This is a genomic window from Brevibacillus sp. NPDC003359 (genome assembly GCF_042878995.1).
Taxonomy (GTDB): Bacteria; Bacillota; Bacilli; order Brevibacillales; family Brevibacillaceae; genus Brevibacillus.
Map to the genome: position 1 here is coordinate 33,184 of NZ_JBIAOR010000009.1, position 22,952 is coordinate 56,135.

Consider the following 22,952-nt stretch of genomic DNA (forward strand, 5'->3'; position numbering starts at 1 on the left):
CTTGCCTCCCTTCGCCTCTAACGGCCTGTAAAACGAGGCGCACGTTTTTCCATGAAAGCGGTGACCCCTTCCTTATGATCCTCTGTACTGCCAGCCGCTTCTTGTGCAAAAGCTTCATATTCCAGGGTCTCTTCCAACCCCATCTCAAGCCCTTTGTACATCGTGCGCTTGATCAAACCAATCCCCTTTGTCGGCAGTGACGCCAGCTTGTGCGCATAGGCCAACGCATCCTCCATGAAGCTCTCCGCAGGATACACCTGATTGACCAGTCCGATTCGCAGTGCTTCCTCAGCGGATACCTTTTCTCCCGTCATCGCCAGCTCCAACGCCTTGCCGATCCCGACGATGCGCGGCAAGAAGTAGCAGCCTCCTGAATCAGGAACGAGCCCGATGTTGACAAAAGCATTGACGAAGGATGCCTTTTCCGATGCCAGGCGAATATCGCACGCCAGCGCAACACTCATACCTGCACCTGCTGCTACACCGTTTACCGCTGCGATAATCGGCTTCTCTGTTTTCTGAAACTGGAGGATCATTGGATTGTAACGATCCCGCAAGAAACCACCGTAATCCACATCTCCTCCTCCAGAAACGTCACTGAGATCCTGACCCGCATTGAAAGCTCGCCCGGCTCCAGTAAGAACGATGCAACGCACATCCGCATCCTTTTGAGCTTGCTTCAACGCATCCGTGATTTCCTTGTTCATGACGGCTGTAAACGCATTGAATTTGTCCGGACGGTTCAAGGTCAACACTGCTACGCCTTCTGACACTTCATAAAGAATCGTTTCGTACATGGCCGCCTCCTAATTTCCCGTAAAACGGGGTTTGCGCTTCTCCAGAAAAGCTTGCATGCCTTCTTTCCGATCTTCGCTTGCCAAAAGAAGATAAAAGCTGTTTCGCTCGTAATCCATTCCCTCTTGAAGGGGGAGATCACCAGCTTTGTACACGGCTTTTTTGATTACCTGTACCGCGAGTGGCGGCTGCTGGGCGATTTGCTTCGCCAGCTTGAGCGCTTCCTGATAGTACGCCTCCACTGGCACTACCCGATTGACCAATCCGTATTTCAACGCTTCTTTGGCCGAAATCGGTTCACCCGTGAGCAGCATCTCCAGTGCTTTTCGCTCACCTACCACACGCGTCAGACGCTGTGTACCACCAGCCCCAGGCATGACTCCCAGCTTGATTTCCGGTTGCCCAATGACGGCTGTCTCCGAAGCGATTACAATATCGCAGTTCATCATTAATTCACAGCCACCACCGAGCACAAAGCCGCTGACGGCACCAATGATCGGTTTGGAGATGAGTGAGATGCGATCCCAAACCGCAAACTGATTACGCTTCATGATGTCGATAGCTGATGCTTCCGCCATTTCATTAATGTCGGCACCCGCTGCGAACGCCCTCGCGTTGCCAGTTAAGATGATCACCCGAATATCCGGGTCACGGTCCATTTGCTCCAGTTGGTCAACCAATTCGTTGACGAGCTGCAAATTCAGTGCGTTTAGAATCTTCGGTCGATTCAGTGTAATGATACCGACACCATCTTCACTGGCTACGCTAATATATTCATAGGCCATGAACTGTCACACCCTTTTTTACAGGAGTTGTTTTAGATAGCTGCCTGTGATTTGTTCCGGTTATCTACGACACGAATCGCTTTTCCTTCACTTCGCGTCAAGGAATTTGGTGGTTGCACCCGCAGCACCACAGACACACCCAACGTATTTTTAATGTGATGGCAAATTTCTTTCACCAATGGGGAGAGAGCAGAGCTGTCATTTCCACTGATCTGATTTGCATATGCTGGTGTCAGCTCACAATGCACCTCAAAACGATCAAGGGCACCGTCGCGTTCAATGACGACCTGGTAGTGTGGAGCCAATTGGTTGAACGTAAGCAGGACGGATTCGATCTCTGTCGGGAACACATTAACTCCGCGAATAATGAGCATGTCATCTACGCGCCCCTTGATGCGCGACATCCGCATGGTTGTCCGTCCGCACTTACAGGGCTCAGGGTTGAGGGAAGCGATATCACCCGTACGGTAACGCACAACCGGGAATGCTTCTTTCGTCAGCGACGTGAATACGAGCTCGCCCTCTTGTCCGTATGGGAGCACTTCTCCGGTATTCGGATCGATAATTTCTGCGTAGAAATGGTCTTCTGCGATATGCAGGCCATCTTGTACGTCATGACATTCAATGGAAACACCTGGCCCCATCACTTCGCTCAGCCCGTAAATATCCACCGCTTTAATGTCGAGCTCATGCTCCAGCTGTACGCGCATTTCTTCCGACCACGGCTCTGCACCAAAAATTCCGTATTTGACACTCGTCTCGCGTGGATCGATTCCTTGCTTTTTCATCTCTTCCACAATGTTGAGGACATAGGATGGTGTCGCTGCAATGCCACGCGGCTTGAAGTCCTCGATCAACGTAATTTGACGAGAGGTATTACCACCTGATACTGGTACTGCTACTGCGCCCATGTGCTCGATACCATTGTGCAGACCCAAACCGCCTGTAAAAAGGCCGTAGCCATACGCGTTGTGGAAAATGTCTCCCGGCTCTCCGCCCGCACAGCAGATGGCGCGCGCCACGATCTCCGCCCAATTCTCCAGGTCTTTTTTGGTGTAGCCGACAACAGTCGGTTTTCCTTTTGTCCCGGATGAACCGTGAATACGTGCTACTTCCTTCATTTCTACTGCAAACAGATTGAATGGATAATTTTCTCGCAAATCTGTCTTTTTCATAAATGGAAGCTTCTGAATGTCTTCGATCGATTGGATATCTTCTGGTTTCACACCAGCCTCATTGAATGCATTTGTGTGGAAAGGGACTCGCTCATATACGCGTTTGACCGTTTCTTTCAAGCGTGCCAGTTGCAGTTCCGTCATTTTCTCTCTTGGTAGCGTTTCCATTTCTGTATTAAAGATCATGTCGCTTCCCTCATTCCCTTGCGTTATGACTCGGTAGGAGTACTTAATTGAAAATGTTACTCGCCCTTAAAAACTGGTTTTCGCTTTTCGCGAAAGGCTTCCAATGCTTCCAGACGATCTGTCGTGGGAATAATCACTTCATAGCACATTGTTTCGATATCTAGTCCTGTCTGCAAATCGACACTGCTTCCGCGATCAATGGCTGACTTTGCCTGATAAACCGCCAGCGGAGCATTCGCCAAAATCTCGTTCGCCAGCCCCATTGCCAGCTCACGTAGCTCCTCTGTATCTTTTGCAACAGCATTTACAAAACCGATTTGATGCGCTTCCTGCGCTTGGATGCGCCTGGCAGTCAGGATCAGCTCCTTTGCCTTGGAAGGTCCGATCAAGCGAGACAACCGCTGTGTACCACCCGCACCAGGAATGATGCCCAGGCTCACCTCTGTCAGACCCATTTTGGCATCAGCGACTGCATAGCGGAAATCACAAGCCAGCGCCAGCTCAAAGCCTCCGCCAAAAGCAAATCCGTTGATCATGGCAATGGTCGGCTGCTGAAGCCTCTCCAACGCAGTAAATACATCGCGGATTTTGCGTACATTGCGGCGTACCTGCTGTTCCGACAATGTACGGCGCTCCTTCAAATCTGCCCCTGCGCTAAATGCTCTCCCTTCTGCCTTCACGATCACGACGCGAATCTCTTTTGCATCCAGACGCACCTGTTCGATCAAGTTTCCCAAGCGCTCCAATGTATCGTAGTTCAGCGCATTCAGTTCTTCTGGACGATTCAGCGTGATCAGTCCTATATGTCCTTCACGTTCAAAGCGAACGCTCTCTTCCATTTTCAACGTCCTCCTTGTGCAGCCGGGTTGACCCGCGCATACGTGCCGGTGGCAAAAGCCACGAGCTTACCATCACAAGTCACGCGTGCTTCCATCACGATCAAGCTTTTTCCTTGTTTCAATACGTGGGATTTTGCCTCGAGTACCTCACCGCGAGCAGGGTGCAGGTATTGAATCTTGCTCTCCACCGTCACACATTGCTGTACACCATCCACATGAGGTGCTGCCCCATGCCCCATTGCCACATCGGCCAAAGTCGCCGTAACGCCTCCGTGTACGACACCTTCGATGCTATTAAACAGCTCGGGGCGAATTTTCAGTGCTACCTTACAGCCCTGTTCATCTCGGTGCACGACTTCTATGCCCAGGTAGTGGTTGAATCGATTGCGGATCTCCACTGACATCTTTGCCCCCTTTCTCGTATCGTCTTGAAACAGTGAAAGGAGCCTAAGCACGTGGCATTCGGCATCCTTTCTCCGTTTTATTTTCGCAGTCAGTTATTCGTTTTCGTCGATTTCAACGAAGTAATCACTTTTCCGGTAAGCCAGTGCATCCAGTGTCGCTACCAAGCCATGCTCCGTTTCTACACGGATGCGATACCAGGCTGTGCGATTGTTTTTCTTCTCTTCGGTCGCGATTGCCACCAAGCGATTCCCTTTCATGGCAGCAGCCAAAAATCCGATGTTCATCGACAGTGCTACAGACGTTTTGCCATAGGAGTTACAGGCCGCTGCAAAAACAAAGTCTGCCAGGGAGAAGATGATTGCGCCATGAGCGGTGCCGTGCGCATTCAGCATATGCTCGGCAACTGTGACTTCCGCAGTCGCCGTTCCTTCTCCCAGCTCAATCAGCTTGATACCCAAAAATTGTGCAAATGGATCTTGCTTTAGCTTCTCGCAAATCTCTGCGTAATGTTTCTGATGGAGCGCTTGTTCGTCTATCAATCTTTGCGTGGACATGATTAAACTACTTCTGCGAAATGCATGGACACAATTGGCCCAGCGAAGCCACGGAGGTCTTTTCCTGCTGCGCGACCTTCTGGGGATGACAACGCTTCCATCAATGCTCCTTTCGATTCAAAGTACATTTCTGCCATCAGATGCAGGTCGGATTCTCCCATTGGCGTTCCGTAGATTTTGCTTACTTCCATTTTGATCAAGCCAGGCATTTTTTCTGCCAATGGGCCATGTACCTCGAAATAATGCTTGTCAAAAGCATCGATATCTTCGGGCTTGCGATAAATTGCTACCAATTTCACCATCATGATCCCTGCTTTCCTTAGATTATCGTTACAATGTGTGACGACTAATTTGTATAACGTTATTTTAACGCATGTTAATATTTTTATTATATAAAGCCTTTGTGACAGGTGCAAGTATTTTTCAAAAAGTAAGAAAACTACGTCTGATTCATCTCGCTCTTCTCTTCATGTTTATGACTGGGAAAAGGCTGACAGAATATGCTTTGATGGGGTGAATTCCATCAATTCCATCTTTTGTGGTCGGGGGAAGCCCTGCCACATGTTTTCCAGTCGCCTGTATCCTCTCTTCGTTCGGGCGGTCTCCTTCCAAACATGTGACAGGGCTTTCTAACATCTGCGGCTGCATTCGATTTTTTTTAAAACATTTGTTGGTGGATTTCAGTGAAGCAGCGTGGGAAGAAGCGGATTTCCAGTCCAAGGCCTCCGGAGCGGACAGTCAATCTTTCCTTGAGGGGCGTAGGCCGAAACGTAGACTGGAAATTCGCTTCTTCCCCTCCCCCACAGCCACTCATAAAACCAAAACGCAAAAAAAGAGGACAGACCAATGTCTGTCCTCCCGCATCGCTCCACTTTCTAGATCCACACCCAGAAAATAAAGACGAAAATCGCTAACAGGATTACGAACAATCCTGCGAAAATACTGATCCGTGCAAACTCATGACCTTTTTGATCCATGTGCATCCAGACATACAGCTGGAAGAACGCTTGAACAAAGGCCAGTGCTACGATGAATGGTACGGTAAAACCTACTGGAATCGCTTCATACGCCACTGCAATAAATGCCAGTGCAGTCAATACGAGAGATCCGATGAAAGCAACGAGATGTCTTTTCGGACCATCGTGTTTGACTTTCGGCTTGCGTACCTCTTCATTATGAGCATGTGCTCCCATAGATTATCCCACCTTTCCACCGATCATACCCATGAGATATACCACGGTGAAGATGAATACCCATACTACGTCGATAAAGTGCCAGTACAGACATGCCAGATAGAACTTTGGTGCAGTTACTACCGTCAGACCCTTTTTCGTCGCAGAAACTTGCAAAAGGATGATCCAGCTAATCCCGAACGCTACGTGAGCACCGTGGAATCCAACCAATGTGTAGAAGGCAGATGAAAATGCACTCGTTGACATTTTCAGTCCTTCATGCACATAGTGCACGAACTCGTAAATCTCCAAAGCAAGGAATCCAAGACCGAGCAATACGGTGATTGTCAGCCATAGCTGAATCTTCTTCAGGTCTTTCTTGTGCAGAGCCAGCGTAGCCATAACACTTGTCATCGAGCTGGTGAGCAAGAGAAGTGTTGCCACAGCAACGAGATTCATGTCAAACAACGCTTGGGACGTTGGTCCACCATTTGCCTGATCACGAAGAGCGATAAATGTTGCAAACAAGGAACCGAAGAGAACTGTCTCTCCACCGAGGAAGAGCCAGAAGCCAAGAACCTTATTCTTGCCTTCAAGGGTGGCTTTTTCCGGTTCGTCAGGCAATACTGCATGATGATTGGTAGCCATTAAGCCTTAACCCCTTTCTCTTCAAGTTCATCCTCGTGAATGTGATAACCTGGATCGTCTTTCACAGAACGGGTAAACATGCAACCCAGTGTAAGGAGTATTCCAATGGCGACTACCACGTAGTTGTGGTAGATAAAGCCATAGCCTGCCACGAACAAACCGAGAGACATCAGGAATGGCAAGAACGATGGTGATGGCATGTGAATATCGCCAATAGGTTCCGCAGGCGTCATGCCTTTGTTACCAGCCATTTTCTCCACCCACAATGCATCCAAACCGCGAACGAGAGGGGTTTGAACAAAGTTGTATTCTGGCGGCGGCGAAGGAATTGCCCACTCCAATGAACGTCCATCCCATGGATCTGCTGGAGCTCGCTTGGAGCTTTTCGCTGCAACGACTACGTTGATCAAGAATAGGATGGTACCGATCGTCATTCCAAATGCACCAATCGTACTGATAAAGTTCCCCATATCCAGGTTCTGATCTTTGAGGTATGTAAAGACGCGGCGCGGCATCCCCATCAGACCCAGGAAGTGTTGCGGGAAGAAGGTAAGATGGAAACCAATGAAGAACGTCCAGAAGTTCCATTTACCGATTGTTTCGTTCAGCATTTTACCGAACATTTTCGGCCACCAGTAGTAAAGACCTGAGAAGAGACCGAATACGAGACCCCCTACGATAACGTAGTGGAAGTGAGCAACTACGAAATAACTGTCATGGTATTGGTAGTCTGCTGGCGGAACCGCAAGCATAACCCCTGTCATACCACCGATTGTAAAGGTTGGGATGAAGCCTACTGCAAACAGGTTTGCGGTAGGGAAGCGGATTTGACCGCCCCACATTGTCAACAGCCAGTTAAAGATTTTGATACCTGTAGGAACCGCAATCAACATGGTTGCAAGTCCAAACAGCGTGTTGGCGATAGCACCGAGACCTGTTGTGAACATGTGGTGAGCCCACACCATGAAGCCCAAGAAACCGATCAGCGCAGTTGCAAATACCATGGAGCTGTAACCGAACAGACGCTTTCTTGAGAAGGTAGAAACCACTTCAGAAATGATACCGAATGCTGGGAGAATCAAAATGTATACTTCGGGGTGACCGAAGATCCAGAACAAGTGCTCCCAAATGACAACGTTACCACCCGCGTCAGGATTGAAGAAGTTTCCGCCGAACAAACGGTCAAACATCAGCAGAACCAGACCAACCGTAATCGCGGGGAATGCGAAGAGGATCAAACCGGATGTAATAAAGGACGACCAGGTGAACATTGGCATACGCATGAATGTCATACCTGGAGCACGCATGTTGATGATGGTAACCAGGAAGTTAATACCACCAATCAGCGTTCCGAGACCGGCAATTTGCAAACCGAGTACGTAGAAGTCTACGCCGCTTCCACTGTATTGATTTAAAGCCAAGGTTGTATACGAAGTCCAACCTGCATCAGGTGCGCCACCCAAGAACCAGCTTGTGTTCAGTAGCACTCCCCCGAAGAAGAATAGCCAGAATCCGAGTGCGTTAACAAACGGGAATGCTACGTCGCGTGCACCAATTTGAAGTGGAACAATCGCGTTCATCAAAGCAAAAATGATCGGCATAACCGCCAAGAAAATCATCGTGGTGCCGTGCATCGTAATTAATTCGTTAAACGTCTTGGCACCAATCAGTTGTAGCTCTGGGTACATCAACTGCAAACGAATCAGCAGGGCTTCCAAACCACCGGCCAAGAAGAAAATTCCACCAGCAATTAAATACAGGATCGCAATTTTCTTATGGTCCACTGTCGTAAGATAATCCCACAGCCCCGAGCGATTTGGTGCATGAGAAGCATGTGCAGACACGGGTTTACCTCCTTTTTAAGCGTCACTGCCTATGACGATTGTCAATGCAACAAGTTTTATGAGGTTTTACTTTACTTTACTTTTTCTCGCTTACGCTCAATGTCTCCATGTACTCTACAAGCGCTTTCACTTGGTTTTCTTCGAGATTGAGGTTAGGCATTTTGTTGCCCGGCTTCATTTTTTGCGGGTCTTTCAGCCACTCTGCAATGTTTTCAGGCGTATGTGCTTTGATACCTGCTACACGTTCGCGATCTGCAAAGTTAGTCAGGTTTGGACCCATCTTACCGCCTTTACCTGCCACAGCGTGACATCCCAAACAGCTCTTATCGAAGATTTGTTGACCTTCTGCAGCCAGTGGAGAAGTTGCCGTTACAGGTTCTTTTGCCTGAACGCCCTTCATGTTAGCTACCCAAGTGTCAAAATCTGCTTGTTCCTTTACTTCTACCTTGAAGTCCATCAAGGCATGGGACGCTCCACAGAGCTCCGCACATTTACCGTAGTAAATGCCTGTTTTGTCTGCTTGCAGCCACAATTTGTTTTCTTGCCCTGGGTTCGTATCGATTTTACCGCCCAATGCAGGAATCCAGAATGCGTGCTTAACATCAGACGCTGATAATACGAATTGAACCTTTTTGCCAACTGGCAATACTAAGTCTTGTGCAGTTGCTACGCCAAGATCAGGATACTCGAATTCCCACCAGAATTGGTGAGCCGTAACCTTTACTTGAACTGCTTCCTCTTTTGGATACTCCTTGTGCAGAGCGAAACCGGTAGTAACGGTTGGAATCGCCATGATGATAAGGAGCAAGAAAGGAATTACCGTCCAAAGAATTTCAAGTGCATGATTTCCTTCGACCTGCTTAGGAATACCTTGCTGTCCGGGACGCTTACGATAACGGATAAGGACGTACGTAAAGATCAGCATAACGACAATGAAGACGCCGATCATGATAGCGGAGGACAGCTTCATCAAGTCAAACTGCATCGCAGCTACCGGACCAGAGGGCTTGAGCGCTGAGAGCTCATCTTTGCCACACCCGGTTAACACTAGCGCTAGCAAACCAAACAAGGAAAGCTGACGCCAATACTGTTGCCAACCCTTCATACCAATGAACCCCTCTTTCTTCGTGTTGGTAACGTTCTAGCCACGCCTACAACTAGAAGTTCTCGTACTCTTCTATTTGCCATTAAGAAATCGCCTTCAATACTTTCCACATTTATAATACCCAAACCGGAAAAGTATTAGCAGCCGTTCCAAAAACAAACAGGAAAGTAAGGGGCAGTATTGCACACTTATCCCCAAGCGTGGTAACCATTTAAGTATACATAAATTTTCCTTAATACAAAGTCTATTTGTTATGATTTTGTTAACAAATTTATGAACAAATTTGTGAACTTTCAAGTTAATGATTACCTAAGAACCCATATTATAGGAGAATTCTATGAAAAAAAGACCAATTGCACTAGTCACTGGTACCTCAAGTGGCTTTGGTAAGCACGCATCAGTCGCTTTAGTCAAGGCTGGTTTTCAGGTAATTGCTTCTATGCGTGATCTAGCAAAAAGAGACCCCCTTGACAAATTTGCAAGCTTGCAAATAGATCCTGAACATCTGGAAGTCATTTCCCTTGATGTTACGCAGCCGGAACAAATTCATGAAGCGATTGCCTCTATCATGGCACGGCATGGACGTATCGATCTTTTGCTGAACAATGCTGGCTACGCGTTAGGCGGCTTTGCTGAGGAAGTCTCTTCTGAGGAATGGCGAGAGCAGTTTGATGTCAATGTGTTCGGACTGATCGATGTCACTCGAGCAGTCTTGCCTTATATGCGGCAGCAACAATCTGGACGAATTATTAACGTAAGTAGCATCAGTGGACGATTTGGTTTCCCCGGTCTCTCGCCATATGCTGCGTCTAAGCATGCAGTCGAAGGCTTCAGTGAATCGCTTCGCCTTGAAATGCTACCCTTTCAGGTCAAAGTTGTCCTTGTTGAGCCTGGCTCCTTTCGTACAGCAATCTGGGAGAAAGGAATGCAAGAACAACAGCTTGATGAAACCTCTCCTTACGCATCCCAAATGAAGCAACTGATGCGTCACATAGAAGCGATCATAGAAAAGGCACCTGCACCCGACGCAGTCATCTCGACGATTGTCCATGCAGCTACCACTCCCAAGCCGCGATTCCGCTACCCGGTTGGCCGAGGCGTGGCACTCACAATCGCCGCAAAAAATTGGCTTCCGTGGGCATGGATCGAGCGAATCATCACAAAGCGATCGTGACGTTTTTTACATAAAAAACACACCCCCTAAGGAGTGTGTTTTCACGTTGAACACTATACACTTTCCGTCCGTCCTGTGCGTATCAGCCAAACATGTTGGATATATTCAGCTACGCCAAAAAATATCGCAACAAAACCTGCCCCGATTGCAGCGATTTGAGCCGTCGGCAAAAACACAATGCTTCCATAAACGATCAAAAAGCCGATAATCAAGTCAAACATGGTTGTCAGCCAAAGACTCCCGGATGTAAGAATCGCCCTATCCAAAAAATATCCGGCGACTGCCAAGACAAATCCGACTCCGACAGACTGATATAGATTTGCGAAATTCACTTCTGGGAAGAGAGCATCTGCCAAAACGACCAGCACCGGACTAACGAGCAGCTTCATCAAAAGACCGTCCACGTCTATTTACTCTCCTTTACTGGGGGTGTACTCAGTATGCCCCTCGTTTACTTCAGCCATGTCATGACGCCGTCGTATACCGGCTTGTAAACCATTTCCATCCAATAAACAGGATTGGGGACAACCCCTTTTTCGGCTCCTGCGTACAAGCCCACACTGATGACAAGCAACCCGAGAAAGACAGCGACCTCTTTGCGCTGCCGCTTCCGAATCAATCGGGGCAGCTCGTATGCACAAACGATTATGGATATAACGATGACAGCAAACGTTGACATACAAACTCCCCCTGATCCTGTTACACATTCACTTTTCTTCAACCGCATTATTGATGGTTCCTAAACGTCTGATTTTCACATCCGCTATGACATGTACAGGCAGCTTGGTAAATTCCTTTTCCCAATTGCTCCCTATCTTCTTCCATACTTTCGGGTATTTTCGGTGGATCGCTTCGCCGAATCCATAGATGTCTACGCCATTTTTCTTGGCATTGGCAATTGCTTTTGTCGCCAATGCTTCCATTGATTTTTCCGACTCTTTTTCCAGCTCCTTGATCGTATCCATATCAGTCAGATCGAGTTTGCATTGCACTTCCCCAATATCATTTTCCAAATCGATGCGAACGATGACTTCAGGGGTGCCATTATTCATAGTGGCCTCAATTTTGGCGTCGGCGTTCATGACTTCCATCGTCAAGCGTCCTCCCCCCTTGCAAGGCATACTTCCAACCGTGCTTTTTACTTTGCCTGTAATGTAACTATACGCTTTGCTGTCCGCTTCACTCAGCCAGGTGATCAGCCTATCCCCCCGGAACGAAGCCAATGTCGTGTATTGAAGTAGGACAGGTGTATCTATTTCTTCGACATTTTTTCGTTCGTCTCCCTCAGTTCCTGGCCCAGCCGTGCGGATACCTGTCAATACTGCTTGCTTTCCCTTGCTGGTAAAGTCGGTAATCAATTGATCCATCGTAACTGCTGCGGTAGGCGCCCATACTTTGGAAGATGTCTCCAAAGAAGCAAACATTTCTGTGGAAGGAATTTGTTCAAGCGGTGTGATCACTTTCAAGATATTGCGGGCCGTTGTTCCTCTAGCTACGGCGATATAAAAATCAGTTCGAAACTCATGGTCGCGTGAGACAAAATCAGTGATTGGAGAGATCCCTTCCCTGGCCACTTCCTCGCCAAATATGAGCATCCTTGTGTGCGCCATGTATATTTTACGCGGAGATACCGTAGTCATTTTACGCACAGCCTCAAAGATGGTCGGAGCGTTCATGGTAAAGAGCGTAACGGGCGAACGTCCAGGCTTCCCTTTGTTGGCTGCGACCTCTGCCGGGTCTACAACTTGAACGGAAACTTGATAGCCCCCTTGCACTTTATCAATACCGATCCCGACACCAATCGCCAAATCGTTCAGCTCTTTGCGATCCCAACAACCAGCTAGGATGATGACGAGCACGATGCAGAGAAGAACTTTTATCCCTTTCACTGGTGCCCACTCCTTTACATGCTGTGAAAAGCCTCTTACTTTTGGGGTGGTAATGGCTTTATCCCTTTTGATTGGCGGCGCAAATTGTTTTTGGTAATCGATTCAGGTCGTTTATCCAAGGCCCAGCGAGGCAAGCGAAGGATCGTGTCTTTTTGCTCTTTCAAGGAAAACGGAGCAAACGATTCCATATACGGTACGCCAAACGAGCGAAGACTGCATAGATGCAGTACTAGCGCAAGCATCCCTACAATGATCCCGTATATGCCAAAGGAAGCAGCCAGAACCATCAGGGGGAAACGAAGAATCCTCACGGTAATCGACATGTTGCTCGCTGGGAAAATAAAACTGGATATTGCGGTAATCGAAACCACAATGACCATTGCTGCCGAAACAATTCCCGCTTCCACCGCTGCTTGTCCTATAACCAGTGTTCCCACGATGGAAATGGCTTGACCTACTGCGCGCGGCATACGGATTCCAGCCTCTCGCAATATCTCAAAAGCCACTTCCATCATAATCGCCTCGATAAAGGCTGGAAATGGCACTCCTTCCCGTTGTGCCGCCAAGCTGATCAGCAGCTGCGTCGGGAGCATCTCTTGGTGGAAGGTCGTAATGGCGATATAGAGGGAGGGAGCAAGCAACGCTATTAGAAAACAGGCGAATCGCAGCAGGCGAATCAACGTACTAAAATCAAAGCGTTGATAATAGTCTTCCGCTGAGTGGAAAAACTCCACAAAGAGAGAGGGCACTGTCAAAACAAAGGGAGTCCCATCTACAAGAATCGCTACGCGTCCCTCTAATAGATTCGCAGCCACCACATCCGGGCGCTCCGAGTTAGCGATGGTGGGGAATGGTGTGTAGGCTTCGTCCTGGATCAGCTCCTCAATCATTCCGCTTTCCATGATGCCATCGATGCATATTCGATCCAGTCTATTGCGTACTTCTTCTACAACACCCTCCTCTACAATCCCTTTCATATACACAACTGCGACTTCTGTCTTGGTTTCCTCGCCGATTCTGTTGATTTCAATCCACAGCTTTTCACTGGAAATACGTCTCCGCAGCATCGTAATATTCGTGCGAAGGGTCTCTGTGAAGCTTTCCCGGGGTCCACGAATGACTGTTTGCGATGATGGCTCAGTGACTCCTCTGTCCTTCCACTCCTGCAAACCGACGTGAATCCCTTGCGAGGAGCCATCCACGAGAATGATGACACAGCCAGACAGTAATGCAGTAAACAATGTGGGAAAATCAAATAAATCTCCCATATCCCCTACGGTCAGGACCGACTCTTTTAAAAAGGGGATGAACTCGGCCTCGTGTATCCTTTCCCAGTCCTTCAAACGCGCCTTGTATAGAAGACTATCAATTAATACGGCTTGTACCAGGTACGAATCAACCATGCCATCCGCATAAAGGACAGCTGCGCGAACAGGTTCTAGGCTATTTATGACTACCTCTCGAATCACAATGTCATCGCTATATCCGAGCGATTCTTTTACATGGTGAACGTTGTCGTCTAAGCTGCAACCTATCTGAGCCATTCGGATTGCTCCTCACATCGGCAATTATGAACACAGTTTCTCCGTTTGCTCCCAATACTAAACAAAACCGTCATGACCATTTTCACAGAAAAAAGACCTCGTACTCATTTTAAGAGGACAAGGTCTTTCTATATATGTTCTACACTATGGAGCAGGTATTTGTGCATCACCTGGCACTTCTGCATCGTCAAAGGAAGGGTCTAACCATTCTACTTTGTGTTTTTCCTGAATCGTATTTAACCAGGTACCGTAGTTCTGACTGCGATTTTGGTCAGTCAGCATCATCTTGATCTGATCTTTTACTTTATCAAACTCAGGTGCCGGTGACCCCAGCTGTTCTTTATTTGTATCGTAATAGGTTTTGACTTGCTCCTCGGTGACCGGGAATGCTTTATCCAGCAATTTATCCCGTGTCATGAGCACGCTCAGCTTATCCCGCAGCTGGGCTTCGGTCATTCCCATGCTTTTTAAGTAGTTTTGGAATGCCTCAGGTGAACCTACCTGTTGTTTCATCGAATCAATCTCTTTATCCATATCTTCTTGCGTTACCGCGGCGTTTTGCGCCTTGGCTTCCTGCTTGATTAACGCTTCCGCAACAAGTTCATGTATCATTGGTTTTCCATACATTTTCTTCATTTCACTGTAAAGCTGATTTTGTGTAATGGAGGTATCGCCGGCGGTTACCAATACAGGGTCATTGCCTTTTGCCCATGATTGATAAAACCCTAAAACAGCTAACCCCGTTAATAATATGGCAACCGAAAGCATGGAAATATCAAACTTCTTCACTTGGATATCCTCTCTTTCTATAATCTGCCCTCCAAGTATAGAAAGAAGTTACGGTAGAAAAATGGAAAGCGTATTACACAACTTTTCCACATTTTAAACATATTATGCGCTACATAAAAAATCGGGTGAAAAAAGAGGAGAGAACGGAGGCGATGACAGGACCTAAAACTGCCCAAACCTGTAAAAAGCGTTCTTGCTTCCTGTCTTTTTCTATTTCCATGAACTGAGCGAGTGCTTCCTTGTCCCGGTTATCGTTATTCAGTAATTGCAAGATGATATCTTTGTCTTTTTCCGTTTTCTCTACCTTCATTTCAAACTCAGTCTGCAGCTTGTTCAAAACTTGCAGTACATCATAACGCACATCCTCCATGCGTCCCAATCGATGTTCAATTCGTTCCAACCATTTCGTGACTACAATCATTTGTCCTTCAAGCTGATCGATTCGTTCTTCGAATTTGTCTAATTTCAAATAGATGCGTTGTATATGCTGATCTATATCTTTCTGATTTTCATATGGTCCCGCTGTCATAGATTCCACCTCCCCCGTCCGTCCTTTATACTACTTGTTTATGTTGCAAGGAGGAGCCTTGCTTGTATGGTTATCCCTTTTGTTCAGTCTCGTGTAAAAAAAGGCGGTAAACAAATGTATTTCCAAATCCTGAATTCAGCTAAAATAGATGGTAGACTATCTAGCTTTTCTCGCAAATAAACGGTCATGACCATTTATTCAAAAAGGAGGATACCATGACAACCTTGTTGGAGGTAAAAGGGGTAACGGGTGGGTACTCTTACAACCACGCTGTAATTAAAGACGTCTCCTTTCACATACGCGAAAAAGAAATTGTTGCGTTAATCGGGCTGAATGGCGCAGGCAAAAGCACGACAATCAAGCATATTTTAGGACTCATGGAACCAATTGCAGGCGAAATCAGCATTGCGGGGAAGACCTTTCAATCAGACCCCGAAAACTATCGTTTGTCTTACGGGTATATCCCCGAGTCTCCCATTTATTACGAAGAGCTTACGCTGTGGGAGCATATCGAGTTAATGGCCATGAGCCATGGGCTGGACCAGGAAGTTTTTTATGAACGAGCACGTCCTCTCTTAAAAGAATTCCGCATGGAAGAAATGAAGGACCGCTTTCCCCAGCAGTTTTCCAAAGGTATGCGACAAAAGCTCATGATCATGATGGCGTTGCTCGTACAACCGCCTCTGTACATCGTGGATGAACCGATCCTGGGGCTGGACCCTCTGGGGATTCGTTCCCTGCTCACGTGGTTGAACCGTTGCAAGGAGCAAGGGGCTGGCATTCTGATGTCCACACATATTTTGGCGACCGCCGAGAAGCATTGCGACCGATTCATCATCTTGCACAAAGGCGAGATTAGAGCCCAAGGAACGCTAGAGGAGCTTCGGAGTATTACAGGGCTCCCAGATAGCTCCTTGGACGACATATACTTGCATATCGTAGAGGATGACGGAAAGTGAAAATAGACGTAGATCAATTATTTCGCAAACGGTTCCATGCCTTTTCAGTAGAATTCATTCGGTATGCCCAGTACATGGCCAATGGCGGTTTGATGTTCGTCGCGATCTTTTTGATGGGCTTGCTCGCTTTCTACTACCGCAGCATCATCGCGATGATCCCACCCTGGTTCCCTTTGCCTTATGCCATGGCTCTCGTGATTGCAATCGTCGTCGTGAGAAGCCCCCTGCGCACGTTTTTGCTGGAAGCGGATTTGCTTTTTTTGACTCCGCACGAAGTAAGACTGGATCGCTATTTTCGGAAGGCGCTCGTCTACAATTTTGCCATTCAGAGCATGGTGGTGTTTATCGTCCTGCTTCTGCTGATGCCTATGTATACAGGGGTCGTAGGCGCACAAGGCGTGCAGCTGTGGGTTTATTGGGGCATTCCCCTGCTCTTGAAGGGGTGGAATGTTTACAGCAGTTGGGTACTGTTGCGATTGCCGGATCAGAAGAAGATCGGATTATATACGCTCGCTAGATTTGTCTTTTCGTACCTCCTTCTCGCTTGGGTATTGAGTGAAGGGCAATTCTTACGCTTGGGTCCTATCCCATTTGGCGTTCTGATCTGCGTAGCGCTCTTGATCTGGCTCCATTCGCGAATGTTGACCTATAAGAAAAATCATTCCATACAATGGTATCGCCTGCTGGCAATCGAGAGCGGCCTGCGCCACCGCTTTTATCAGTTCGTGAACAACTTCAGGGATGTCCCTGCCATGCAACACCAGGTGAAGTCACGCTCGTGGCTCATTTCCCTGACGAAATGGCTGCCTTACGGTCAATCAACCGCAGGACGTCAATTGTTTGCCAAAAAATTTATTCGCTCTGGCGACTTCGCAGGCATGTACTTCCGACTCATCCTACTGTCAGGCTTCGTCGTTCTCATATTGCCCGGTCCATATGCAAAAATCATAGCTGGCCTGCTCTTTATCTTCATGACAGCCAGCCAGATCGGCAGTCTCTGGCGCCATCAACAAATGCGCAACGGATATGCGATCTTTCCGATTCGGAATGGTCAGATGAGACAGGCTTTTAGCTGGCTGCGTATGGTTCTGTTGGGTTTGCACGGTGTAGTGCTTGTGCTCATTGGGTTAGTATAGATAAAGAATGCTTTTTATCAAAAGTTGCGTGGAAGAAGCGCATTTCCAGTCCAAGCGCCTCTGGAGCCCGACAAAGCGGAGGACTGAATGGAGGGAGCGGTTTTAGCTTCAACTCTGCGAATACCTCATCGAAACTACTACTTTTGAAGCGGCTCCCGCCATTCAGCCCGGAGCGGACAGTCCCAACCCACAAGGCCGAAGCGTAGACTGGAAATGCGCTTCTTCCCTCCACTACAGCCACAAAAAAAACAGCTCTTCTCGGCACCATTCTGCCAATAGAAGAGCTGTTTTTTATTGATAGATAAAGGAATCAGTTTACAGTCGGAACGTATCGACCTTGCTACGTAGCTCCTGAATGCTGTCTGTCACCTGCTCGGTCTCAGACACGAACTGATCAACGTTTCCACTGACCTCATGCATCGTAGCAGATACTTCTTCGGTCGCTGCTGCTGTTTGTTCCGAGATTGCAGTAACCGTCAACACGGATTCATTCACCTTGTTCTGACCTTGCTTCATCGTCTCTACGCTTGCCATGACATTCGCAAGCGAAGTCTTCAAGGTATGCGTCATGTCAGACAGAGCCGTAATACCTTGTGTGACGGAATCCAAACGTTCTGTACCCGCGTTGTAGCGATCCAGCGTCGCATTTGTCTTTTCCGTAGCTTGTCTTACCTGATCTTGAATGTCTTTGATGCTCTCCTGGATAACGTGTGTTGCCGCTCCTGTCTGTTCAGCCAGCTTCCGAACTTCCCCCGCTACCACAGCGAAGCCTCTGCCCGCTTCACCAGCACGCGCACTCTCGATAGCTGCATTCAACGCCAACAGATTGGTTTGTCCAGCGATTTGCTGAATCGTTTCAATCACGTCGTTGATTCGGCTCGATTTTTCTTCGAGGATCGCCATTGTATTTTGCACTTCATGAAATTGTTTGTTCGTCTCTGTTCCATCTGCCAAAAACTCTTGCAATACTTTGTAGCTACTCTCTCCGATATCGGACACGTGATTGGATACCGTATCCATTTCGTCAATCGCCTTATTCAATTCAGACAGCTCGCTCAGGAATTCTTGAACAGTTTGCACCGTCATCTCCATCGCAGTTGCAGTCTGTTCATTCCCCTGGGCAATCTCCTGGCTGGTGACTACGATATTTTTGTTTTGTTCACGAACGGAAGTGGCCCCTTCCCGAATGGAATTCGCCATGCTGTCAATCTGCTCGGTTGTCTCCTTTACTCCGCCAATGATTTGACGAAGCTGAGTCGTCATCTCACCAAAAGCAACGACAATTCGGCCAATCTCGTCTTTTTTGTTGGAAACAGAAATATTTGTAGACGTGAGATCACCAGAAGCGATACGCATAGACGCCTCTTGTACAACTTGCAGTGGACGCAGCATCTTTTTGATCAAGAAGAATACAGCAGCCAAAGCAATGATGGTTACGACAATCATCGCGATAATGATGCGTGGCATCGTTTCATCCAAAACCTGATCATTAATCAGCTCAACTTTGTCTGCCGCCGTATCCACACCAAGCACGGCAATCACTTGACCAGATGAATCTTCAATTGGGGCGAATGCACTTAGGTAGTCCCCGTACACAGGGTCTTTGACGATTGGCGTGCTATTTGAGCCACCTTCAAGAGCAGGAGCAATTTCAGCCATGCCGGTAGAGGTCGTCTCTTGACCGATTGTAGATGCTCCCTCTGCTCCTTTCGCCGTTCCATCGACCATAATCTTTACCTTTTCACCGTCTGCATGAAGAATATAAACATAAAGGGCACCTGTCTTTTCGGTGTAATCAAGCAAATTATTGCGGATCTTCCAGTAATCATCACTTTCTTGTGGTTGAGAGATAAATTTCGCTACCAATTCAGAATCAAGCCCTTGAGAGATATGCAATGCTGTGTTGATGCTTGAGCGTGAGAGTGTCTTTTCAACAGTGGTTACGCTATTTTGGTAAATCATGACAATATTGATTGCCAACATGACGGCTATGATCACCGCTACAAGAGCAACGACCCGTGTTGCCAAGCTCTTACTCATCCTGTTTCACTTCTCCTTCGCCGGTTACGATATGTGTACTGTGGACCACCCACAGGGGGCGGACGCATTGTTGCGGGAGGTTTTGCCTTTTCGTAAAAGGATCAGCATTGCTGTTCTCACACGGTGCCACTCGATAAAAAAAGCACCCAAAAAGGGTGCTTTTCCTAAACACTCCCTACCAGTCTTATCGACAATCGGTAGTGATTTAATTAGGACTTTTGTTGGGCAATCATGAGAAATCGATGGGTAGGAATATCGATATAACCCACCTCTTCGATTTTCTGATGCAGATCGAGCAAGGCATGGGCGTACTTTTCTACAGTAAAGTCACGAATCTGCCATTCGATTGCCTTCAAGTAGTAAACAATGGCACCTATGTCGTAGAACCGTGAAAAGCTCATTTCCTCTTTTTGCTCCACAACCGTAAGACCGGCTTCCTCCAGTTCACTCACTGCATAGGCAAGATTCCAGTGCAAGTAGTCTTGCGGGATCGGAGCGCCCAGTAATCGATTCAACTCGAGATTGTCTTGGCCGCCTACTTGCTGGGTAATAAATGTGCCCCCTGGTTTCAACAGGCGCTTCATTTCTGATGCCAAATAAGCTTCGTGTCGATTGATGATCAAGTCGAGTGACTGATCCTCAAAAGGCAATATTTCTTCCCCATCTACGGCAAACACACGAACACCCAAAGGCTCCAGATTGGCTTTTGACACGGCTACATTCGGCTCATAGCCTTCTGTTGCATACGTCTCCAAAGGGAACGGCGCCAGCGTAGAAAACAGTTCTCCACCACCTGTCCCCATATCCAGCATAGAGCAAATACCGTCCATGTGGTTTTTCACGATATTTACGTAGTTCCAGCCCAGTGGTGCATCCTGCATCCTGCCCGTCGCAGTCAATCTGGCAAAATCCCACCCAGCGAATGGTGCTTCGATTTCTTCTTGAAAGCTTTTGATCCAATCCTTTTTCTCCATATCTGCTTCTCCTCTCGTTTATACCAGTCTGTTCGCGTCCATTCCAGACGAGGCAGGAGGAGCTCGAGCGCGTTGTTATGTTTGTACAAAATCAAAGGACATGAATAAAAGTCTCCTTTCCAAGCAAGTGCACTTCTCCGACTTAAGGCGGAGTGAAAATACTGCCTCGGTACGTTTGGTCTTCAACCGTTTCTCTATATCATTAGTATCGAACTGGTAAACAGGAGGAACTGATCATGGCTGATTTTGAAGTGCTTGCCGGGATTCATCAAGGATTGTTTCTGGTCCTTCTCATCGTCATGCTGCTCCCGACAATGATGGCAAACCAGCTCGTTTTCCGTCCAACGAAACGGGCTTTCATAAGCAGTGCTCGCATTACTTTATGTTTTTCATGGTCTGCCCTTTTTGTATTTGCGGGGCATTTGGTGATGACGTGGGTTTTGTTTGAATCCTTTGGTTGGCTTTACATAAAGGATAATCTGCTTGGCTTTTTACCTTTTATTTTTGTTCCATTGCTCTGCTGCCTGCTCTCTACTTTTCCACGACTGTGGGAGTTGGCCGGGAAAGGAGGCAGAGAGTCGAGGCAGTCACAAGTAGATACGGAATATACACGAATTTTGTTACACGAGAAGAATTTTAGGCCTGCAAAAGCCAACATATCGGATCTAGACGACACGTTAGACGCCGAGTGGCGAGGAGACGCATCTTGCCCCGAATTGCTCGTTCCGCTCCAAGCAAGTGTCTTGGGCTGTCTAATTGCACTCTTCCTTCAAGTCTTCTTTCCGGCTATTACGCTGGAGCCGTCCATCTTGTTTCTCGCTTGGGGTGTTTTTTTAGCTGGGGTCTCCCTGATCTGGATTCGGCAATCGTGGAAGCATCAATACCACTCCACTGCGGAAAATTGGGTAAAACCACGTCGTCTGTTCCGCTTTATCCGTTTTGCCGCGTTTCTCTTGGTGACTGCTTTTATTGCGACGATGTGGGGAAATCAAGCGATGATAGCGAGTCGCCTTTCCGATCATTCACCTTTGCGAGGTCAGAATCAAAACGATCACGCTCTCCCCGATTTCGTTTTCCCTGTAACGGCAAGTGCCCATTCGATGCCGTCCACAGGGATACTTAGAAGTGTCAATGAACCAACAGAACCAAACAAAGGAAAGCCTGATCGAACGTTTTCGCTGAGCGCACAGAAAACAAGCATCCTTCAAGCATCAGGCAAAACCGTAGAAGCATGGACCCTAAATGGTCAATATCCCGGACCTGAGCTGCGTATGAAGCAAGGTGAGCTCGTTGAAATCACCCTTATGAACAAGGATATTTCCGAAGGGATAGACATCCACTGGCATGGTATGCAAACTCCTGCTAGCGATAATCGCATTGCAAAAGGAGATAAATCTGTTTATCGTTTTCGCGCAGAACAATCAGGAACGTATTGGTATCATTCTCATCAGCAAATTCCTGGGCAAGTAGTGAATGGGCTGTTCGGTGCCCTTGTGATCGAGCCAGCGGAAGCTACAGCTACGGGAGCCCCTATCCGCGATATCGCCATGATTCATCACAAGGACGAAAAGGCAGGCGCGACGTTAAACGGCTCACATACGCGAATAAACGAAACGATTGCTCCTGGGACAACGGTTCGTCTTCGATTTATAAACGCCGAAAATGCTCCTGTTAGCTATTTACTGCAAGGAACTCCTTTTCAGGTAGTAGCGATTGACGGAACCGAGGTAAACGAACCGAATTTGATTGCCAATCAAGCCTTGCAGCCGGGGGCAGGCGGTCGATACGACATTCAGTTTACGATGCCCAATCGTCCCGTGCTATTTGCTCCTGCTGCAAACCAGCATGACAAAGGGCTACTGCTAAGTCCAGATGGGTCCGAAGATGCTGTGCCCTTCATCGATGCAGAGCTTTCTGTCTTTGACCCTGCACGCTACGGCAGTCCGAATGCCCTTCCCTTTGATCTCTCTTCCCATTTTGATCGGGAATATCAACTGCTCATCGATGGGCAGTACGGGTTTTATAACGGTCAGTTCGAGCATTTGTCGACCGTAAATGGCGACTTGCTTCCTGTTACACGCATGATAATTGAAGAGGGCGAGCTCATAAAGCTGACCTTCGTCAACCGCAGCTTCAAGGATCAATCGATTTATCTGCACGGCCATCACATGCTCATTTTGAGCCGGGACGGCAAAAAAGTAACAGGAAGTCCATGGTGGACGGACACTCTCCAGATAGCGCCGGGTGAAACCTATAAAGTTGCTTTCCGCGCGAATAATCCTGGTGCATCGATGGAAGAGAGCCTGCCTAAAGGTGAGACCGTTTTTGGCATGGCAATCCCGCTGGTGTATAAAGAGCAGCACCAATAAGAAAACAGCAGCCCGTAGCGATTTTCGCCAGGCTGCTGTTT

Annotated in this window: 23 protein-coding genes; 4 read left to right on the forward strand and 19 right to left on the reverse strand. The window is 47.7% G+C overall.

Annotated features, from left to right (window positions below):
- Positions 1 to 17 precede the first annotated feature (17 nt).
- The 11 genes from ACFYU8_RS20030 to coxB all read right to left on the reverse strand — a co-directional run bounded on the left by ACFYU8_RS20030 (position 18) and on the right by coxB (position 9,508).
- Positions 18 to 797, reverse strand: a complete 780-nt coding sequence (locus tag ACFYU8_RS20030) for an enoyl-CoA hydratase-related protein (RefSeq protein WP_390303063.1) — start codon at positions 795 to 797, stop codon at positions 18 to 20.
- Between the two features lie 9 nt (positions 798 to 806).
- Positions 807 to 1,580, reverse strand: coding sequence for an enoyl-CoA hydratase-related protein (locus tag ACFYU8_RS20035; RefSeq protein ID WP_390303060.1), 774 nt, complete (start codon positions 1,578 to 1,580; stop codon positions 807 to 809).
- 32 nt (positions 1,581 to 1,612) lie between these two features.
- Entirely contained in the window at positions 1,613 to 2,941 is a 1,329-nt protein-coding gene (gene paaK / locus ACFYU8_RS20040) for a phenylacetate--CoA ligase PaaK (RefSeq protein WP_390303057.1), read from the reverse strand.
- A gap of 56 nt (positions 2,942 to 2,997) precedes the next feature.
- Entirely contained in the window at positions 2,998 to 3,780 is a 783-nt protein-coding gene (locus ACFYU8_RS20045; protein WP_390303054.1) for an enoyl-CoA hydratase-related protein, read from the reverse strand.
- 2 nt (positions 3,781 to 3,782) lie between these two features.
- The gene (locus ACFYU8_RS20050; protein ID WP_390303051.1) at positions 3,783 to 4,184 is read right to left on the reverse strand and encodes a PaaI family thioesterase; all 402 of its coding nucleotides are present in this window, start codon (positions 4,182 to 4,184) and stop codon (positions 3,783 to 3,785) included.
- Positions 4,185 to 4,277: 93 nt separating this feature from the next.
- Positions 4,278 to 4,739, reverse strand: coding sequence for a PaaI family thioesterase (locus tag ACFYU8_RS20055; RefSeq protein ID WP_390303048.1), 462 nt, complete (start codon positions 4,737 to 4,739; stop codon positions 4,278 to 4,280).
- 2 nt (positions 4,740 to 4,741) lie between these two features.
- Positions 4,742 to 5,041, reverse strand: coding sequence for an EthD family reductase (locus ACFYU8_RS20060; RefSeq protein ID WP_390303160.1), 300 nt, complete (start codon positions 5,039 to 5,041; stop codon positions 4,742 to 4,744).
- 573 nt (positions 5,042 to 5,614) lie between these two features.
- The gene (locus ACFYU8_RS20065) at positions 5,615 to 5,932 is read right to left on the reverse strand and encodes a cytochrome C oxidase subunit IV family protein (RefSeq protein ID WP_390303045.1); all 318 of its coding nucleotides are present in this window, start codon (positions 5,930 to 5,932) and stop codon (positions 5,615 to 5,617) included.
- A gap of 3 nt (positions 5,933 to 5,935) precedes the next feature.
- Positions 5,936 to 6,559, reverse strand: a complete 624-nt coding sequence (locus tag ACFYU8_RS20070) for a cytochrome c oxidase subunit 3 (protein ID WP_390303042.1) — start codon at positions 6,557 to 6,559, stop codon at positions 5,936 to 5,938.
- Positions 6,559 to 8,403, reverse strand: coding sequence for a cytochrome c oxidase subunit I (gene ctaD / locus ACFYU8_RS20075; protein ID WP_390303039.1), 1,845 nt, complete (start codon positions 8,401 to 8,403; stop codon positions 6,559 to 6,561). The genes ACFYU8_RS20070 and ctaD overlap by 1 nt, the downstream gene beginning before the upstream one ends.
- Before the next feature lie 76 nt (positions 8,404 to 8,479).
- A complete protein-coding gene (coxB, locus tag ACFYU8_RS20080) occupies positions 8,480 to 9,508 on the reverse strand; it encodes a cytochrome c oxidase subunit II (protein ID WP_390303036.1) in 1,029 nt (342 codons plus the stop codon).
- Positions 9,509 to 9,845: 337 nt separating this feature from the next.
- Between coxB and ACFYU8_RS20085 the strand changes: the two genes are divergently transcribed.
- Positions 9,846 to 10,682 (forward strand): oxidoreductase, encoded by an 837-nt coding sequence (locus tag ACFYU8_RS20085; RefSeq protein ID WP_390303033.1) that lies wholly within the window; start codon positions 9,846 to 9,848, stop codon positions 10,680 to 10,682.
- A gap of 53 nt (positions 10,683 to 10,735) precedes the next feature.
- Here ACFYU8_RS20085 and ACFYU8_RS20090 read toward each other — a convergent pair whose 3' ends face one another.
- The 6 genes from ACFYU8_RS20090 to ACFYU8_RS20115 all read right to left on the reverse strand — a co-directional run bounded on the left by ACFYU8_RS20090 (position 10,736) and on the right by ACFYU8_RS20115 (position 15,433).
- The gene (locus tag ACFYU8_RS20090) at positions 10,736 to 11,086 is read right to left on the reverse strand and encodes a DUF2512 family protein (protein ID WP_017251586.1); all 351 of its coding nucleotides are present in this window, start codon (positions 11,084 to 11,086) and stop codon (positions 10,736 to 10,738) included.
- 47 nt (positions 11,087 to 11,133) lie between these two features.
- The gene (locus ACFYU8_RS20095; RefSeq protein WP_390303030.1) at positions 11,134 to 11,361 is read right to left on the reverse strand and encodes a hypothetical protein; all 228 of its coding nucleotides are present in this window, start codon (positions 11,359 to 11,361) and stop codon (positions 11,134 to 11,136) included.
- A 28-nt stretch (positions 11,362 to 11,389) separates the two neighbouring features.
- Positions 11,390 to 12,571 (reverse strand): Ger(x)C family spore germination protein, encoded by a 1,182-nt coding sequence (locus ACFYU8_RS20100; RefSeq protein WP_390303027.1) that lies wholly within the window; start codon positions 12,569 to 12,571, stop codon positions 11,390 to 11,392.
- 35 nt (positions 12,572 to 12,606) lie between these two features.
- Positions 12,607 to 14,115 carry a spore germination protein gene (locus ACFYU8_RS20105; protein ID WP_390303024.1) on the reverse strand — a complete coding sequence of 503 codons (1,509 nt, stop codon included), beginning with the start codon at positions 14,113 to 14,115 and terminating at the stop codon, positions 12,607 to 12,609.
- Positions 14,116 to 14,259: 144 nt separating this feature from the next.
- Positions 14,260 to 14,904, reverse strand: a complete 645-nt coding sequence (locus ACFYU8_RS20110) for a SurA N-terminal domain-containing protein (RefSeq protein WP_390303021.1) — start codon at positions 14,902 to 14,904, stop codon at positions 14,260 to 14,262.
- A gap of 109 nt (positions 14,905 to 15,013) precedes the next feature.
- Complete coding sequence (locus ACFYU8_RS20115) at positions 15,014 to 15,433, reverse strand: hypothetical protein (protein WP_390303018.1); 420 nt, start codon at positions 15,431 to 15,433, stop codon at positions 15,014 to 15,016.
- Positions 15,434 to 15,648: 215 nt separating this feature from the next.
- Between ACFYU8_RS20115 and ACFYU8_RS20120 the strand changes: the two genes are divergently transcribed.
- The gene (locus ACFYU8_RS20120; RefSeq protein WP_390303015.1) at positions 15,649 to 16,392 is read left to right on the forward strand and encodes an ABC transporter ATP-binding protein; all 744 of its coding nucleotides are present in this window, start codon (positions 15,649 to 15,651) and stop codon (positions 16,390 to 16,392) included.
- Positions 16,389 to 17,528 (forward strand): ABC transporter permease, encoded by a 1,140-nt coding sequence (locus ACFYU8_RS20125; protein ID WP_390303013.1) that lies wholly within the window; start codon positions 16,389 to 16,391, stop codon positions 17,526 to 17,528. Before ACFYU8_RS20120 ends, ACFYU8_RS20125 begins: the two co-directional genes overlap by 4 nt.
- Before the next feature lie 315 nt (positions 17,529 to 17,843).
- Here ACFYU8_RS20125 and ACFYU8_RS20130 read toward each other — a convergent pair whose 3' ends face one another.
- Together ACFYU8_RS20130 and ACFYU8_RS20135 are read right to left on the reverse strand one after the other, a co-directional pair.
- Positions 17,844 to 19,568 (reverse strand): methyl-accepting chemotaxis protein, encoded by a 1,725-nt coding sequence (locus ACFYU8_RS20130; protein WP_390303010.1) that lies wholly within the window; start codon positions 19,566 to 19,568, stop codon positions 17,844 to 17,846.
- A gap of 209 nt (positions 19,569 to 19,777) precedes the next feature.
- Positions 19,778 to 20,542: a class I SAM-dependent methyltransferase gene (locus ACFYU8_RS20135; RefSeq protein ID WP_390303007.1), complete on the reverse strand. Its 765-nt coding sequence runs from the start codon at positions 20,540 to 20,542 to the stop codon at positions 19,778 to 19,780.
- A gap of 236 nt (positions 20,543 to 20,778) precedes the next feature.
- On the opposite strand from ACFYU8_RS20135, the gene ACFYU8_RS20140 reads away from it, so the two are divergent.
- Positions 20,779 to 22,911, forward strand: coding sequence for a multicopper oxidase family protein (locus ACFYU8_RS20140; RefSeq protein WP_390303004.1), 2,133 nt, complete (start codon positions 20,779 to 20,781; stop codon positions 22,909 to 22,911).
- The last annotated feature ends 41 nt before the right edge of the window (positions 22,912 to 22,952 follow it).

What these genes read in the sequence shown, in the direction of transcription:
- ACFYU8_RS20030 (WP_390303063.1), bottom strand. Translation starts at nt 797, where the DNA reads ATGTACGAAACGATTCTTTATGAAGTGTCAGAAGGCGTAGCAGTGTTG.
- ACFYU8_RS20035 (WP_390303060.1), bottom strand. Translation starts at nt 1,580, where the DNA reads ATGGCCTATGAATATATTAGCGTAGCCAGTGAAGATGGTGTCGGTATC.
- paaK (WP_390303057.1), bottom strand. Translation starts at nt 2,941, where the DNA reads ATGATCTTTAATACAGAAATGGAAACGCTACCAAGAGAGAAAATGACG.
- ACFYU8_RS20045 (WP_390303054.1), bottom strand. Translation starts at nt 3,780, where the DNA reads ATGGAAGAGAGCGTTCGCTTTGAACGTGAAGGACATATAGGACTGATC.
- ACFYU8_RS20050 (WP_390303051.1), bottom strand. Translation starts at nt 4,184, where the DNA reads ATGTCAGTGGAGATCCGCAATCGATTCAACCACTACCTGGGCATAGAA.
- ACFYU8_RS20055 (WP_390303048.1), bottom strand. Translation starts at nt 4,739, where the DNA reads ATGTCCACGCAAAGATTGATAGACGAACAAGCGCTCCATCAGAAACAT.
- ACFYU8_RS20060 (WP_390303160.1), bottom strand. Translation starts at nt 5,041, where the DNA reads ATGGTGAAATTGGTAGCAATTTATCGCAAGCCCGAAGATATCGATGCT.
- ACFYU8_RS20065 (WP_390303045.1), bottom strand. Translation starts at nt 5,932, where the DNA reads ATGGGAGCACATGCTCATAATGAAGAGGTACGCAAGCCGAAAGTCAAA.
- ACFYU8_RS20070 (WP_390303042.1), bottom strand. Translation starts at nt 6,559, where the DNA reads ATGGCTACCAATCATCATGCAGTATTGCCTGACGAACCGGAAAAAGCC.
- coxB (WP_390303036.1), bottom strand. Translation starts at nt 9,508, where the DNA reads ATGAAGGGTTGGCAACAGTATTGGCGTCAGCTTTCCTTGTTTGGTTTG.
- ACFYU8_RS20085 (WP_390303033.1), top strand. Translation starts at nt 9,846, where the DNA reads ATGAAAAAAAGACCAATTGCACTAGTCACTGGTACCTCAAGTGGCTTT.
- ACFYU8_RS20095 (WP_390303030.1), bottom strand. Translation starts at nt 11,361, where the DNA reads ATGTCAACGTTTGCTGTCATCGTTATATCCATAATCGTTTGTGCATAC.
- ACFYU8_RS20105 (WP_390303024.1), bottom strand. Translation starts at nt 14,115, where the DNA reads ATGGCTCAGATAGGTTGCAGCTTAGACGACAACGTTCACCATGTAAAA.
- ACFYU8_RS20115 (WP_390303018.1), bottom strand. Translation starts at nt 15,433, where the DNA reads ATGACAGCGGGACCATATGAAAATCAGAAAGATATAGATCAGCATATA.
- ACFYU8_RS20120 (WP_390303015.1), top strand. Translation starts at nt 15,649, where the DNA reads ATGACAACCTTGTTGGAGGTAAAAGGGGTAACGGGTGGGTACTCTTAC.
- ACFYU8_RS20130 (WP_390303010.1), bottom strand. Translation starts at nt 19,568, where the DNA reads ATGAGTAAGAGCTTGGCAACACGGGTCGTTGCTCTTGTAGCGGTGATC.
- ACFYU8_RS20135 (WP_390303007.1), bottom strand. Translation starts at nt 20,542, where the DNA reads ATGGAGAAAAAGGATTGGATCAAAAGCTTTCAAGAAGAAATCGAAGCA.
- ACFYU8_RS20140 (WP_390303004.1), top strand. Translation starts at nt 20,779, where the DNA reads ATGGCTGATTTTGAAGTGCTTGCCGGGATTCATCAAGGATTGTTTCTG.